Source organism: Bacillus sp. UNC322MFChir4.1 (assembly GCF_000746135.1).
GTDB lineage: Bacteria > Bacillota > Bacilli > Bacillales > Bacillaceae_G > Bacillus_A.
In genome coordinates this window covers 139,048-153,000 of record NZ_JQKQ01000012.1, presented here as the reverse complement: position 1 = coordinate 153,000, position 13,953 = coordinate 139,048, and the positions used below count along the sequence as shown (strand labels likewise).

19 protein-coding genes and 1 pseudogene are annotated in these 13,953 nt (G+C 34.9%); 17 read left to right on the top strand and 3 right to left on the bottom strand.

Features of this window, described 5'->3' with window-relative positions:
- Positions 1–31 precede the first annotated feature (31 nt).
- Positions 32–3,394, top strand: a complete 3,363-nt coding sequence (locus BR72_RS06135; protein ID WP_035430929.1) for a tubulin-like doman-containing protein — start codon at positions 32–34, stop codon at positions 3,392–3,394.
- A 56-nt stretch (positions 3,395–3,450) separates the two neighbouring features.
- Positions 3,451–3,591, top strand: a complete 141-nt coding sequence (locus tag BR72_RS06130) for a hypothetical protein (RefSeq protein WP_035430926.1) — start codon at positions 3,451–3,453, stop codon at positions 3,589–3,591.
- 653 nt (positions 3,592–4,244) lie between these two features.
- Here BR72_RS06130 and BR72_RS06125 read toward each other — a convergent pair.
- Complete coding sequence (locus BR72_RS06125) at positions 4,245–4,736, bottom strand: CarD family transcriptional regulator (protein WP_081904803.1); 492 nt, start codon at positions 4,734–4,736, stop codon at positions 4,245–4,247.
- Between the two features lie 247 nt (positions 4,737–4,983).
- On the opposite strand from BR72_RS06125, the gene BR72_RS06120 reads away from it, so the two are divergent.
- The 5 genes and pseudogenes from BR72_RS06120 (at position 4,984) to BR72_RS27320 (ending at position 7,642) form a co-directional block, all read left to right on the top strand.
- The gene (locus tag BR72_RS06120) at positions 4,984–5,232 is read left to right on the top strand and encodes a DUF1294 domain-containing protein (RefSeq protein ID WP_035431063.1); all 249 of its coding nucleotides are present in this window, start codon (positions 4,984–4,986) and stop codon (positions 5,230–5,232) included.
- Positions 5,233–5,322: 90 nt separating this feature from the next.
- Positions 5,323–5,880: pseudogene (gene rarD, locus BR72_RS06115) on the top strand (EamA family transporter RarD); the annotation flags it as partial.
- A gap of 183 nt (positions 5,881–6,063) precedes the next feature.
- Complete coding sequence (locus tag BR72_RS06110; protein ID WP_035430922.1) at positions 6,064–7,293, top strand: AimR family lysis-lysogeny pheromone receptor; 1,230 nt, start codon at positions 6,064–6,066, stop codon at positions 7,291–7,293.
- Positions 7,229–7,378, top strand: coding sequence for a hypothetical protein (locus BR72_RS26275; protein ID WP_156107904.1), 150 nt, complete (start codon positions 7,229–7,231; stop codon positions 7,376–7,378). Before BR72_RS06110 ends, BR72_RS26275 begins: the two co-directional genes overlap by 65 nt.
- A 135-nt stretch (positions 7,379–7,513) precedes the next feature.
- On the top strand, positions 7,514–7,642 hold the full coding sequence (locus tag BR72_RS27320) for a hypothetical protein (RefSeq protein WP_269320421.1): 129 nt from the start codon (positions 7,514–7,516) through the stop codon (positions 7,640–7,642).
- 18 nt (positions 7,643–7,660) lie between these two features.
- Here BR72_RS27320 and BR72_RS06105 read toward each other — a convergent pair whose 3' ends face one another.
- Positions 7,661–8,014, bottom strand: a complete 354-nt coding sequence (locus BR72_RS06105; RefSeq protein WP_035430920.1) for a helix-turn-helix domain-containing protein — start codon at positions 8,012–8,014, stop codon at positions 7,661–7,663.
- A gap of 169 nt (positions 8,015–8,183) precedes the next feature.
- On the opposite strand from BR72_RS06105, the gene BR72_RS06100 reads away from it, so the two are divergent.
- The 5 genes from BR72_RS06100 to BR72_RS26655 all read left to right on the top strand — a co-directional run bounded on the left by BR72_RS06100 (position 8,184) and on the right by BR72_RS26655 (position 9,326).
- Complete coding sequence (locus tag BR72_RS06100) at positions 8,184–8,411, top strand: helix-turn-helix domain-containing protein (protein WP_035430918.1); 228 nt, start codon at positions 8,184–8,186, stop codon at positions 8,409–8,411.
- Between the two features lie 37 nt (positions 8,412–8,448).
- On the top strand, positions 8,449–8,610 hold the full coding sequence (locus BR72_RS26665; protein WP_197059923.1) for a hypothetical protein: 162 nt from the start codon (positions 8,449–8,451) through the stop codon (positions 8,608–8,610).
- A 74-nt stretch (positions 8,611–8,684) separates the two neighbouring features.
- Positions 8,685–8,840 (top strand): DUF6906 family protein, encoded by a 156-nt coding sequence (locus BR72_RS26660; protein WP_197059922.1) that lies wholly within the window; start codon positions 8,685–8,687, stop codon positions 8,838–8,840.
- A 27-nt stretch (positions 8,841–8,867) separates the two neighbouring features.
- Positions 8,868–9,167 (top strand): hypothetical protein, encoded by a 300-nt coding sequence (locus BR72_RS06095; protein WP_035430916.1) that lies wholly within the window; start codon positions 8,868–8,870, stop codon positions 9,165–9,167.
- Positions 9,168–9,170: 3 nt separating this feature from the next.
- Positions 9,171–9,326, top strand: coding sequence for a hypothetical protein (locus tag BR72_RS26655; protein ID WP_197059921.1), 156 nt, complete (start codon positions 9,171–9,173; stop codon positions 9,324–9,326).
- A gap of 6 nt (positions 9,327–9,332) precedes the next feature.
- Here the strand turns inward: BR72_RS26655 and BR72_RS06090 are convergent, their stop codons facing one another.
- Positions 9,333–9,941, bottom strand: coding sequence for a hypothetical protein (locus BR72_RS06090; protein ID WP_035430914.1), 609 nt, complete (start codon positions 9,939–9,941; stop codon positions 9,333–9,335).
- A gap of 76 nt (positions 9,942–10,017) precedes the next feature.
- On the opposite strand from BR72_RS06090, the gene BR72_RS06085 reads away from it, so the two are divergent.
- The 5 genes from BR72_RS06085 (at position 10,018) to BR72_RS06065 (ending at position 13,949) form a co-directional block, all read left to right on the top strand.
- Positions 10,018–10,212 carry a hypothetical protein gene (locus BR72_RS06085; protein WP_035430912.1) on the top strand — a complete coding sequence of 65 codons (195 nt, stop codon included), beginning with the start codon at positions 10,018–10,020 and terminating at the stop codon, positions 10,210–10,212.
- Positions 10,213–10,290: 78 nt separating this feature from the next.
- The gene (locus tag BR72_RS06080; RefSeq protein ID WP_035430911.1) at positions 10,291–11,226 is read left to right on the top strand and encodes a YqaJ viral recombinase family nuclease; all 936 of its coding nucleotides are present in this window, start codon (positions 10,291–10,293) and stop codon (positions 11,224–11,226) included.
- 15 nt (positions 11,227–11,241) lie between these two features.
- Positions 11,242–12,045 carry a recombination protein RecT gene (gene recT, locus BR72_RS06075; protein ID WP_035430909.1) on the top strand — a complete coding sequence of 268 codons (804 nt, stop codon included), beginning with the start codon at positions 11,242–11,244 and terminating at the stop codon, positions 12,043–12,045.
- Positions 12,046–12,217: 172 nt separating this feature from the next.
- Entirely contained in the window at positions 12,218–13,186 is a 969-nt protein-coding gene (locus tag BR72_RS06070; RefSeq protein ID WP_035430907.1) for a DnaD domain-containing protein, read from the top strand.
- Positions 13,140–13,949, top strand: a complete 810-nt coding sequence (locus tag BR72_RS06065) for an ATP-binding protein (protein ID WP_231559676.1) — start codon at positions 13,140–13,142, stop codon at positions 13,947–13,949. The genes BR72_RS06070 and BR72_RS06065 overlap by 47 nt, the downstream gene beginning before the upstream one ends.
- Positions 13,950–13,953 lie beyond the last annotated feature (4 nt).

The following is a 13,953-nucleotide window of genomic DNA, read 5'->3' as shown; positions in this document are numbered from 1 at the left end:
GAATAGCGGGATAAATAGGAAGGTGATTCACATGGATTTTCAAGTGCCGACAATATTAATTGGACTTGGAGGAATTGGCAGCACGATTACGCATGATATTTACCGAAAGCTTCCACTAGAACGGCGCAAAAAAGTAGCGATGCACGTCTTTGATACAGATATTAATACGTTAAGTCACTTTCAACATATTCGTAAATTTGTGACGCAAACGAGTTCGAGTAAAACACCGCGCGAATATATTGCAGAAGATCCAACAATTCCAGACTGGTTTCCGATTGATCCAACGATACTAGATAAACCGTTAACAGAAGGCGCAGGCCAGCTTCGGGTTATTTCCCGCTTAGCACTTCGCGCAGCAATGAAGGAAGATAAATTAACAGCGTTTTGGCAGGAAATCGAGAAAATTTTTCCGGTCACTAGTGATAAAACAGAGTACGGTATACGGGTTATTATTATTACATCATTAGCTGGTGGTACAGGTTCAGGGATGTTTTTGCAAATTGCCCTTTATTTACGAGAAATGCTTCGGAAAAAGTTGCAACATCACAACATTTTAATTCGCGGCGCTTTCTTGCTTCCTGACGCTCTCGTAAAGACGCGCACAATAAGCGGGAAAGAATTTGAAGCAGTGCAGGCAAACGGTTACGCATCATTAAAAGAATTACACGCTATTACATTAGGATCTACTGGAGAATTATCACGGCGCGGAGGTGTTACAATTGAGTTAGAATATAGGCCTGATCAAGTCGATGAAGATGGTCGTACAAATCATACAATTATGCAACATCACTTACCATTTAATTATTGCTTTTTATATGATTATGAAAATTTACATGGGCATCATTTAAATAGTTTGTCTGACTATATGGAACAAATGACAAATACGATTTATTTACAACTATTTAGTCCAATGTCAACAAGTCATTTCGCGCAGGAAGATAATCAAATTCAGCAACTTGCTGATTCAAATGGTAGAGCCCGTTATTGCGGAGCAGGAGTCGCGAAACTTATTTATCCATATGAAAATGTTCTTCGTTATTGTGCTTTGAAATGGGCTGTGCAAGGGCTAGAGGAATCGTGGCTTCATTTAGATCGACTCTTTTTAGAGAAGAAAAGTCGGTATGAGCAAGATGTTCGCCGCGGTATGCAACGTGAAAAACTAGAGCGGGGGAAAAGTTTCCTAGAGGATTTAGAACATTTAGCGACTCGTCCAGAACAAGCGCATGTATTTTATAAACAAATGTATTATGAAGCACGTGAAGGAGCAGAAGGTGGAAAAATTGGTATATCAAAGGCAAAATTGTTTCTTGATTCGGTAGAAAGTTATGTGCAGCGTACAGTGCAAAAAGATGAAGAGTTAAACCGGTTGCAGCGAGAGTGTAAAATTTCGGCTGCAAAGTTGAAAATTACGGAGCAAATGAAAGGGGAAGTAGCGCGAGTTGATCATGCGGTGCGGTTATATGCGTATGCAATTCCAAGCCGTGTACATGAGCATGTCACAACATTAGTTTATGACATAATTGAAGCAGATCGTTTTACGCCAAGTGGTTCAGAAGGACAGTCCTATCAATTAAATACGTGGTTTTTGAAGAAAACAGATCCTGTTCATCCTGTAGCTGCAAGGTATATGTTATATGAAATTCGTAAATTGTTAACTGAGAAAATGAATCGTTTACACGAAAATAATGAGCAAAAGCGTAATCTCATTCAAAATTATGATAAGAAGTTTAATGTGGGTAATATTGAAGGAACGGTAACAGCCGTCAGGCGTGTTGAACTCGCACAGCAACAAGGGTGGATTGGAAAGATATTCCATAATGAGCAGCGCTTATTCCGTAAAGAATTCCAAGATATCGCCACCCAATATGTACACAAGTTAAATGAGTACCGAAAAGAAATGTTGCTAGAACTTGTGTATCAATCATTATATCAAGCTGTAGATAAAATGATTCAATATTGGGAACGTTTCTTTGATAATTTACAAGAAACTCGTGAAAACTTATTATTAGACATTCAAAAGCGTAGTAAGGAATTTGAGGGGAAAACCAATCCAACAAATGTTTACGTATTAGCAGATGAACGAATGCAGGAAGAAATATGGAAAGACATTCATCACCATGTAAACAATGGTGTGCTGCCAAAAGAGATATCTACTGAAATTTATATGAGTTTATATCGAGAATATTGTCGGGAAGTAGGGGCGGAGGAAGGGCAATCGCAAAAAGTAGAAGATTTTTATCGAAAACATATTTTAACGTATTGTGAAAAAGAACTGCAAGAACGGTACAGAGATAAACTAGAATTAAATATTATTGAAGCACTTCGAAAAGAAGCTGCTATTCAAAGACGTGATATAACAGAGTATGTCAGTGAAAAAATAGAAGATTTATTACACCTTGCAAGTCCATTTATACCGAAAGTTTCTCATCACCGGGAATTGCAATATTGGGGTATTCATCCACTTGTTCAGAAAGAGTTAAATGAAGAAGCGCTTCAAGAGATGTTTCAAGAAAAAGAAACCGTTGATACAGATTTTTCACCGTATGAAATTGTATGTTATCGTGCACATTACGGGTTATCGCTGCCAGATTTTCCAAAGTTTTCGTCCGGGCATCTTGGAAATGGTAATGCAAACGAGAAGGGAGATTACTTTCAGGCGTATTATCGCCGCGTAAATAAATTAAACATTCGTAAATCAAATTTAACGCCGCATCTCGATAAATATTGGCATTTGCCAGCCTTTATGCCAGATTTAAATGCAACGCAAACGAAGTTAGATTATGAGAAATGTAATCGCGCTTTACTATATGCATATATATATCGCTGGATTAGCCTTGCTGCTGTGGATGGTCAGTTCGTTTACCAATATAACGGAGTGGGCCGAAGTTCTCTTATTCAATCGATGGGAAAAAATGTATCGAATGAAGGGTATAAATTGCACCGTGCGCTACTTCATAATCCATTTATTTATGAAAATATCATTTCTCGTTTTGAAGAAGAACAGGAAAAAGCATTGCAAAATGGAGGGCATTTATATACACATTCATTTGTATTAGGTGCCCAAGATATAAAATGGCTTCGGAAAGAACAAGTTCATAATATTTTAGACATTATATTGATGTATGATAAGGAAGCGAAATATGATCCAACTTTAGGGGAAACTTCTGATGAGTTATTACGATTACTCGTTGATGAAATTGAACAGTATTTTAAAGCTTATTACGGAGCTGGTGCAGAATCAATGGCCAAAAAAGAAGCAGCTTTATTTGTAAAGCAACTATGGAATCGCTCATACGCAAAAGAATTTGTCGATTCAAACAGCGCACCATATAAGAAATGGTTACACCTTCTTAATATCCAAATAGAAGAGGAAGATAGAATCACGAATGATTAAGAAAAGATTGGGAATCCTTAATCTTGGAATGTATTACTTTGAAAAGAGGGATTCTCGTGCCGTTTCTTGGAAGTGTGTACCAAGTATTTGGATTGTATGCAGAAATTTATCACGCAATGGTTTGTATGGAGAATAAAGATACGCAATCTATTGGTGATGGTAGTAGTAAAGATGAAAATGAAACTGTAGAAGAATAATAAAGAACATGCAGCAAACTGTTGCATGTTCTTCTCGTTTTCTTATAGTTTTACAACATTCTTAGGTTTTGACCTCTGTTAACTTGTTTGAATGCAATTTACTGTAACATTACTATCATTTGGTACTTCATACATTCAAATCCTTTTTCACTATTAAACCATTTTACTGTCCTGATTGTTTTCATATAAAAAACTTTTAAAAAATTCCTAAAGATGTGTTTACTATTTATATGAACCGAGCAAATATAAACATGTATTTAAATCTGTTCTCGTTTTTACGTTAAAATGGAAGATAAGAACAGTAAATATTCATTATCGTTTTTGAAACCTCAAAACAACGAAAGCCCTACCTCTCTTTCGTCCTTACGGCTCCGATGACCGTGCCAGTATGAATCGGGATATCCAAAAACAACGCTTGGATAAATGAACCTCATCGTATACTTAGAAGTATGGGAATAAAAAGTGGTGAGAATAATTCATTTAGAGGAAAAAGAATTTTTTCTTAGAGGATAATGTTCCTATAATCAAACCGTATTTGTAATCATACCATATTGAGGTACATAAAGCAAAAAAAACAAAATAGATGTTAGGCTATTTTGTCGTTTTAGGTATCTTATATAATTTAAAATCAAATTCAAAACGGATTTCTTTACCTAGCCGACTTTCGTATTTAACAAATCAATTGCCTGGTTTTCAGTAATTCCTTTAATTAAACTCAATTCACTAATTAAAATTTTTTGTGCGTTGTCTAACATTTGTTTTTCACTTGTATTAAGTGCTCTTACTTTATTCCTACGTATTAAATCGCGAACTACTTCAGCACCTTCTTGTATTTCACCCGTCTTCATTTTCTCCATGTTTTGGGTATATCTTTGCTTCCATGAGAGTGAATGATCTGATTCGCCGTACTGAAAAATAAGTAATACATTTTCTAATGTAAGCATATCGGCAATTAATCGTATACGTGCTTGTATCATTTTTTTCATCGGAATCATTACTTCCATATTACTAATTGGTATTCTTATTACATAATATTTTTGTTTTTCTCCTAGGATTTCTTTTTCTTCTATTGCTTCAATCACACCTGCTCCGTGCATTGGATAAACAATTTTATCGCCAATTTGAAACAAATAATCCACCTCCATATATGGTAACCTATCTAAGTCTATCATATATAAGATAATAAGTAAAATATTATATGTTATCACAAAATGATTATCGTAGTCAATAATTTTTGTTTGATTAGATAAAATCATTGTTCCATATTTATAAAACTAAAAAATAAAATGAGTGTATAATAAATTAAAACTCCCATCAGTGGGGAGTTACTGCTCAATAGTGCGGGATAAATAATGGATTGAAAAAATGTATGAAAGAGGTTTTCATAAAATGGTGAAATGGAGTTATTTTGTTTTCATTAATATTCTTGCTTTTATAATGATGGGACTAGATAAAAGGAAAGCAAAGAAGAAACAGTGGCGTACACCAGAGAGTACGTTATTTTTAATTGCAGCAGCAGGGGGAGGTGTTGGAGCTTGGATTGGCATGTATATGTTTCATCACAAGACGCATAAAAATAAGTTTGTGTTTGGTATTCCATTACTTGCTGCTTTAGGAGTATATGTCTTTTGGATATTATAAAAGGTTTAGATGAAAAAGTTATGTAGCGGAAAATTGTAATCAAATAGAAGGACACTTTATAATGAAGAAAAAAGAAAAGAGGGGAGTCAAATGGAAGCGCAAAAAAAAGGGATCATATATGCGGCAAGTGCATATATGATGTGGGGAATCCTGCCGCTTTATTGGAAATTGATTGACGACGTTCCTGCAGAAGAAATTTTAGCGCATCGCATCGTTTGGGCATTCGTTTTTATGTTATTCATTTTATTCATTTCTAAACGTTTTGGTCAATTTAAGAACGAGTTTGTACAACTTTTTAAACGGCCTAAATTATTCATGTCATTAACGATAGCGTCTATATTAATTAGCGGGAACTGGTTTGTGTACATATGGGCAGTCAATCATAACCACGTCATCGAAGCGAGTTTAGGTTATTATATTAATCCGCTTGTTAGTATTTTACTTGGCACGCTTGTGTTAAAAGAAAAACTTAATTTTTGGCAATACATTGCTGTAGGTTTAGCTGCATTTGGAGTTGCAATTTTGACAATTCGTTATGGATCGATTCCGTGGATTGCAATTTCGTTAGCATGTACGTTTGGATTATACGGTTTATCAAAGAAATTATTAGATTATGATTCAATGATTGGGCTGACAATGGAAACTGTGAATAGTACTAATAACTAGTGAAATTTACACATTACTAGTTATTAGTACTATTCTGTTTTTTAGAAAAAACTTTCTCAACATGTTTTCCATCTCAAAAGGAATTGATGTTCGTATTTTTATGATAAAATATTCTGTGAATATAACGGAAAATAGTTGGGTGATCGTTTATAAGGGGTGTAGAAAATGCAATTTCATACGAAGATATGCGATTTAATTGAGGATAGGGAAGATTTGAATTTAACGATTGTGGCAAATAAAATAGGTGTATCTAAACAGTATATGTCAAAATTTAAACATAAAGGAACAATTGGATTTTATCAACTTTTAAAGTTGTCATATATTTTATGTGATGAAGGAAAAACGGCTACTGAAACAATGGTGGAATGGTGCTTAGAATTAGATACAGCAGAAGCTGTTAAACACAGTTTTGAATATGCCTGTCTGACTCGCAATATTCCACTTTTAAAACAACTATTAGAGAAACATAAACAAGAAACAGGTACTATTTTAGAATATGTCAAGGTATATACAGTCCTATATAAATATATAGTTAATGAACTTCCGGGTAATCAGATTATAAACGAGTTAAAACCTATTGGACATCCAAAAGATAAGATACTAGAAATATTGATGGAAATTATGAAGTGTTATGGATATTATCACTTAAAAAAATTCAATCTAATGTTAGAAACAATTGAACAGGTTGAAAGACAAGTAAAAGATATAGATGGTGATCGGAAATTATTTATAAAGGAATGTTATCTGTATCGAATAGCAGAGGTATTTGCTCCGGTCTTTTTACAACGCAATAATACTTATTTGGCTAGAAAATATGCTGAATCTTTAATAAATACAAACGCTTGCTTAAAAACAGTTTCGGATGCTTTTTATATTATTGGAATGTCATATTTATGTAAAGATAAAGAAAAAAGTTTAGAGTTTCTTAAGAAGAGTTATAATATTGCTAAGACAATAAATGATGATGAACTTATAAAAGAAGCACGTTTTAATTTAGATGTTGCAAAGATATATCTAGGGATAGAATTAGAAGATGATTCTGATCCGAGATTGGCTTTGTATCAAAAAGATCCGAAAAGTGAATTGTCAATCAATTCTCTTCAAGATATAATTGATAAAGAAGGAGAAAAGGACTTCCTTTATTTTTTTATAGCTGCATCCAGTAAATCCCCAACAGCTTTGTACGAACAATTTCAAACATTTTTTTATCAGTCTAATTTTTTATTTTCTAGTATAGTTGCAAGGGAATTATGTAATAGAGGGGATAGCTCCTTGTTAACTCAATCCATGGTAGATTTTGGGAATGTAAAATATAAAGGAGTTGTTGGAATTGAAGAAGACAATATTAGCAATTTGTACATTTTTAACAGTAACAATAGCAGCATTTTCGTATAGTGATGTGATGAAAGATAGCGGAATGCAATATGCAGAAATCAAACCGGGCGGAATACAATATGCGGAAATCAAACCGGGTGGCTGAAAAGAGGGTAGTGTAAATTCACTATCCTCTTTTTTAGTAAACAAAAACGAAAAAAGTAAAGATGATATACTTTTCTGAATTTTCCCTAGAGGAAATGTTATTATTTACATAATCAATCTGAAAGGGGAAAAAATAGTGAAAAAAGAAGAAATATCGGAAAAAGAAGAAGTTTTAATAAATTTCATTAAATACTTAGGGGAAATTTTGAATGATGAAAAACAAATAGATACATATATCGAAATGCTGTTCAAAATAAAAAAATAGCGATAACTTTTGTTAGTATCACCATTTTTTATTAGAACTATTCAGTTTTTCGAAAGACTCCATCATTGTTAACATATTTTGCAATAGAATTTCTTGATGTTCTTCTGGTAATTGATCTAAACGAGATTTTAAATGATGATATTTTTGATCTAATATCGCATTTAATTCACGTGTTTCCGATCTACCTAATAGGTAATCAACAGTCACATTTAAGAAATCGGCTGCTTTTTCAAGAGTTTCACGAGAAGGTGATTTTGCACCTGTTTCAAATTTTGATACACTAGCAGCGTTTACACCTATTGCTTGTCCGAATTCAGTCTGTGTTAAATTGCGTTCTTTTCTTAAAAAGCGCATACGATCCTTTAACTCCATACCAGTCACCTCATTAAAAATATATAATTTTAGTTCATTATAATATTTCCTGTTGGGAAAATCAAACGCGAAAAAATGTTCCTAAAGGAATATTTTTTTAAAAAACACTTGAATTTTCCCTAAGGGAACATTATAGTTAGATACACAAGTATCTGAAAGGAGTTCAGAAATGGATATCGATGTAGATAAAACAAAATTAAAGATGGCATTCGAAAAATCAGGATATACTTATGAAGAATTAGCTAAAAATTTAGGGATTTCATGTAGTTATTGCTACAAAATTATTAATAATGAAAAATATAAAAAGAAAATTTATTATAGTTTAGCTTCCAAAATCTCACATGAATTAAAATCAGATATTAAAGAGTTGTTTGACGAACAAGTCAATTTTTTTTAATAGAAATTTTCCCTGAGGGAATTTAGGTGAGTGAATAATGAAAGAAGTAAAGTATAAAGGATTCATCATTGAAGAGGTTTACGGTGATAGAAAAATTGAGGATGTTTTTAAAGAAGCATATGAAGTTTTTTATGGTGTAAAAGTCAAAGTCACTCGCAAAACACCTGAAGAACTAGCATTACAAAAGAAAGCTAATTAAACCTTATGCTTCATTGAGCGTTGCTCATTGAAGTGGAGGATGATATTGGACAAGCTTGAAGGGAGGTGATGACTGTGAAGAACGGGAAAAATCCAACCAAAAAACAAAAGGTGCTAATTGAGTCATATAATTTAAACCCTAACAATTGGTTGATTTATAAAAAAGTAGATAACGAGTTGCACTTAATTCATCGAAATACATTTGCTACACGTGTAATTCTAAATTCATAGATCAATTAAAAGAAAAGGAGAAAAATCATGGCACTAGTTCTAAAGAAAGACGCTGAAAAAGCGCAAATTCTGAAAAAGTTCATTGAACATTGTGAAAATCAGCAAAAAGATGCGTTGAAACAACGTGATCCGCTGAAATTTGGTATTTGGATTAAGGAAGCACGCCTTGCTCGTCGAGAATTAGCAGCACTGTACAGAGCGAAAGAACAGCATGACCGCGAACAACAAAATATTCGCATCATAGTACGACATTTGCAAAAGCAGGGGATCAGGGCTGAGGCTGTTGCTAGAGTTCACTACATAACTCTGGATGAGGAGGTAAGTTGAAAAATGTTGCAATGGATAAAAAGATTGTTCTCGAAAAAACGCCCACCTTGCATTGTTTGTGAGAAACAAGAAGGTGAGCTTCAATTAAACGAAAATGAATGGATTTGTGAAAAGTGCGCTCAAATTATGCATGAACTAGGTAATGAAATGAATAATTAATACACCTTACATCTTATTCCATATATAACAAAGCTGATTAGCTTCTGATTCAAGCGCTATTAAATGATCATTGCTAATAGAGTTGTTTGTATACACTTTGTTTTTTTGAATGTTCAGGACCGTATAATTCATGTCTTTATGATCATTAGAGAACGTCGATTTGTTGAGTAATGTCAGTGTTGAGTTGATGTTGTATCTATCTATTCGTTCTTTTTTTCCTTTGAAATATAGTTTGATAAGATGTGGCTCATCATTAATGAACAAACCAAGTTCAGGTGATGAGCGGACGATTAAATCTTCTGATACCCAATGTGATTTACCTGGATCGAACCAAGAAACTTCTTTGTTTCTAATAAATTTTTTGTACTGTTTGATTACATCAATATAGTTTTGTTTTTTCTTTTGATCAACAGTTTGTACTAGTGTTTCGAAACATTCAAAAGATAGCTCGTTTTGATGGAATTTAACAATTGTGTCCCGCAATTGTTTCCAGTAATCAAAAGCTGGGTGATATTCAGGTTGAGATTTTAGGTTTTTTACAAAGTTTGTTTTAGCTGCACTACTTTTCAGTGTGAAGTCTAAAAATTGTGTAAGTCCTACTTTGATTTCTGCCATGTTGCACCCCCTTTCCAAACATTACTAATTCGACAAAGGAAAGGGAAATCCTGCATTTTTTAAGGAGGTGATTTAAGTGTTAGAAAATCCAATCGTAAGTGGCAATCAACATGATTCCTGCCGCCAAGATTTCGAACATTACTGTAGTGATTGTGATGGTGAAATTTATTTTGGGATGACGTACTACAAGTATGAAGGAAGTCTTATTTGCGAAGAGTGTTCTGAAGGGTTTTTACAACGTCATGCTACACGGTTTACAGCTGGGAAATAAAAAAAGAGCCCACTGCAATGGGCCCCTTAAGAAAAAATTGTTGAACTTATTATATCACAGAAAGTGAGTGATTAGAACATGCAAGCGAAAGTATTGGTTCACACGTTAAATATGGATCGTAGCGCATGGTTAGAAGCACGTAAGCAGGGGATTGGTGGTTCTGATGTAGCACCAATTGCTGGTCTAAGTAAATATAAGTCACCAGTTCAAGTGTTTCTTGAAAAAACTCAAACAATTGAGCAAGAACATATCCAAAGTGATGCGGCATATTTCGGGACCATCTTGGAAGATGTTGTTGCAAAGGAATTTACTAAGCGAACTGATTTAAAAGTACAACGCAGAAACGCCATTTTACAACATCCTGAATATCCTTGGATGTTGGCTAATGTTGACCGTCTCATAGTCGGTGAGAAGGTAGGTCTTGAATGCAAAACTGCGTCGGAATATTTGAAAAAAGAGTGGGAAGGCGAAGAAATCCCAGCAGCTTACTTACTTCAATGTCAGCACTATATGGCGGTTACAGGCTATGAAGCATGGTGGATTGCGGTTCTCATTGGCGGAAACAAGTTTGTTTACAAAAAAATCGACCGCGATGAAGAGCTTATTCAATACTTAATCGATATCGAAAAAGACTTCTGGATCAATCATGTTGAGAAGAATGAGCCGCCAATGTTCGATGGAAGCGAAGCGTCAACAGAATTATTAAAACAACTTTATCCGGATTCTATTGCAGATAGTTTTGTCAGCTTAGGGAAAGATGCAGAACTACTTATCGAAGCACGAGATCAGCTTGATAGAGAAATCAAAGTTATGCAAGAACAGAAAGCGGAGTATGAAAACAAGTTGAAAGCAATGCTCGGAAATAACGAAGTAGGTGGTACTGAAAAGTACATGATTACTTGGAAGTCATATTCTTCAACGCGGTTAGATAGCAAACAGCTGAAAACAGAAAAGCCTGAAATATTTGAGAAGTATGCGAGAATATCCAAATCACGAAAATTTGCGGTGAAATAAGGGAGGAAATAAATAATGGCAACTAATAAAGATGTGAAAAACCAATTAGCAAACCGTAAGGAAAATAAACCAGCTACTCCGGAACAAAAAGTTGAAGCATATATGACTGCAATGGCACCACGATTTGCAGAGGTGCTACCAAAGCATATGAGCATGGATCGTATGAGCCGAATTGCTCTTACAACAATTCGTACAAACCCTAAGCTTTTGGAATGCAGCGTACCTTCATTAATGGGTGCAGTTATGCAAGCAGTACAGCTAGGACTTGAACCAGGATTACTTGGTCATTGCTATATCTTACCGTACAAAAGTGAAGCAACTTTTATTATTGGCTATAAAGGAATGATTGATCTGGCTCGACGTTCTGGCCATATTCAAAGCATCTATGCTCACGCAGTATATGAAAATGATGAGTTCGACTATGAATTAGGTCTTCATCCTAAATTAACTCACAAACCATCTTTTGGAGAACGGGGTGAATTCATCGGGGCATACGCGGTTGCTCATTTCAAAGATGGTGGCCATCAAATGGAGTTCATGCCAAAAAGTGAAATTGAAAAACGTCGTAGTCGTTCAGCTTCCGGAAATTCAAGTTATAGCCCTTGGAAAAGCGACTATGAAGAGATGGCAAAAAAGACAGTTGTTCGCTACATGTTCAAGTACTTGCCAATTAGTATCGAGGTGCAGTCACAAGCACAGCATGATGAAGTGGTTCGAAAAGACATTACAGAAGAACCAGAATTTATTGAGATGGATTCTATCGAAGTGGCAGAAGCATCTGAAGGCGATGGGCAGAAAGAATTCGTGATAGAAGAGTGAAGAAATCAAATGTGCTCCTCTCACGCAAATTGTGGGAGAGAGCACAGTCAAAAGATGAGTTGAAACAGTCAATTGCACGGTATATGAAAATCGGTTATCCGAATTACAAGATAGAAAAAGTCATTAAGAGTGGAGAATCATACATCGCGATTTGCACAAGGGGGTAGACGACATGAGTAGTGCTGTATCTGAAATTGGAGAATTAAATTTAAAAGGGAATGTAGTAGATCATGAATGGTTTAACTATATCACTTTTAGTAACGGAAAGCCTCACATAGTAGCGATTATGGTTTTAAGTGAGGTTGTTTATTGGTACAGGCCGACAGTAATTCGTGATGAAATAAACGGTAAGATTACTTACAAGAAAAAATTTAAAGCAGATAAATTACAAAAGAATTATCAACAATTAGCAGATACTTTTGGTTTCACAAAATTGCAAGTAAAAAGAGCGTGTGATCACTTGACAGACATGATGCTCGTTAATATCGAATTTCGAACTATACAAGTTGAAGGAAAAATACTCAATAATGTGATGTTTATTGAACCAATAGCTTCGGAAATAAAAAAAATCTCTAGTATGTATCAAAGCGAACAAAAAGACCCTGGTTACTTAGAAGTAAATACCCTCCTTACTTCTAAGTCAGCACCCTCTTTACTTCAAAGTAAGGACCCTGGTTACTTAGAAGTAAAGACAAATACAGAGATTACTACAGAGATTACTACACATATAGATAATGATGATGATAAGGGTTCCCTCTTAATAGATGAAAATTTCAAGACAAGCTATAACCATTTGTTGCAGTACGGAATTTCTTTAAGTGCAATAGGCGAGCAAGAACTTGGAGAATTTTGCGAAGTATTTGGTAGTGAGATTGTAAATACAGCTGTTGATAAAGCCATCGATGAAAATGCAAAACGTTGGTCGTACATTCGTAAGATCCTAATCGATTGGCAAAAGAACAACGTAAGAACAATGGCAGATGTAGTAAAGCTTGATGAGGATTTCAAAAACCGTAAAGGCGGTGGTGGGAATGCAACAAATAGGCGACGTTATGGTCGTGCTAATGCAGCGAGCAGAAGCTATGCAGAAGAAAATGAAAGCAGAGGAAGAAACATGCCAAGCTTCATCAAGCGAGTATAAGTGCTTGAAATGTCATGATGCAGAAGTTGTTTTCTATGAAGAAGTTAATGAATTTGGTATGCGAGTATCGATGCAAAAAGATTGCGATTGCAAAACACAACGCGTATTAGAACGACGCTTAAAAAATGCCATGATTCCAGAAGAGTTTGTAGATGCAAGGTTTGATTCTTATATACGTGACACTCAAGAGCAAAAGCTTCTCTACAATACGATGGTGCAGTATTTGAAGAACTTCGAAAGTATCAGAAAGTCAAAACAAAATAGTTTAGGCTTCATCGCGACATTCGGAGAACTTCGGATCAAGCAGCTGGAACCAGATAAACGAGCGCAAGCCAAAAGAGAACATAACAGCTTCGGTCTCGGTAAAACACATCTTCAAGTAGCGGCTGCAAAGTATCTCATGAAACAGGGATATAGCGTGCTTCTCATTTCAGATGGCACGTTCATGGATGATCTCATTGCAGCGAAGATGATGAATGACGATAAGAAAGAGTTCAATCGTCTGCTGGACCATGCAAAGCAAGTTGATGTTCTCATTTGGGATGACCTTGGAAAATCCAAATGGTCAGAAGCAAAAGAAAATTTGTATTACCAAATCATTGATTATAGATATCGCCATAACTTACCGATTTTATACAGCTCCAATGAAGATGATGAAACGTTACCTGAAAAAATTGGGTATGCAGCAAAGAGCCGTTTGTTCGGTATGAGTAAAGATTACTTAATCGCTGTAGAAGGCGAAGATTATCGAGAAAAGGGGTAATAGT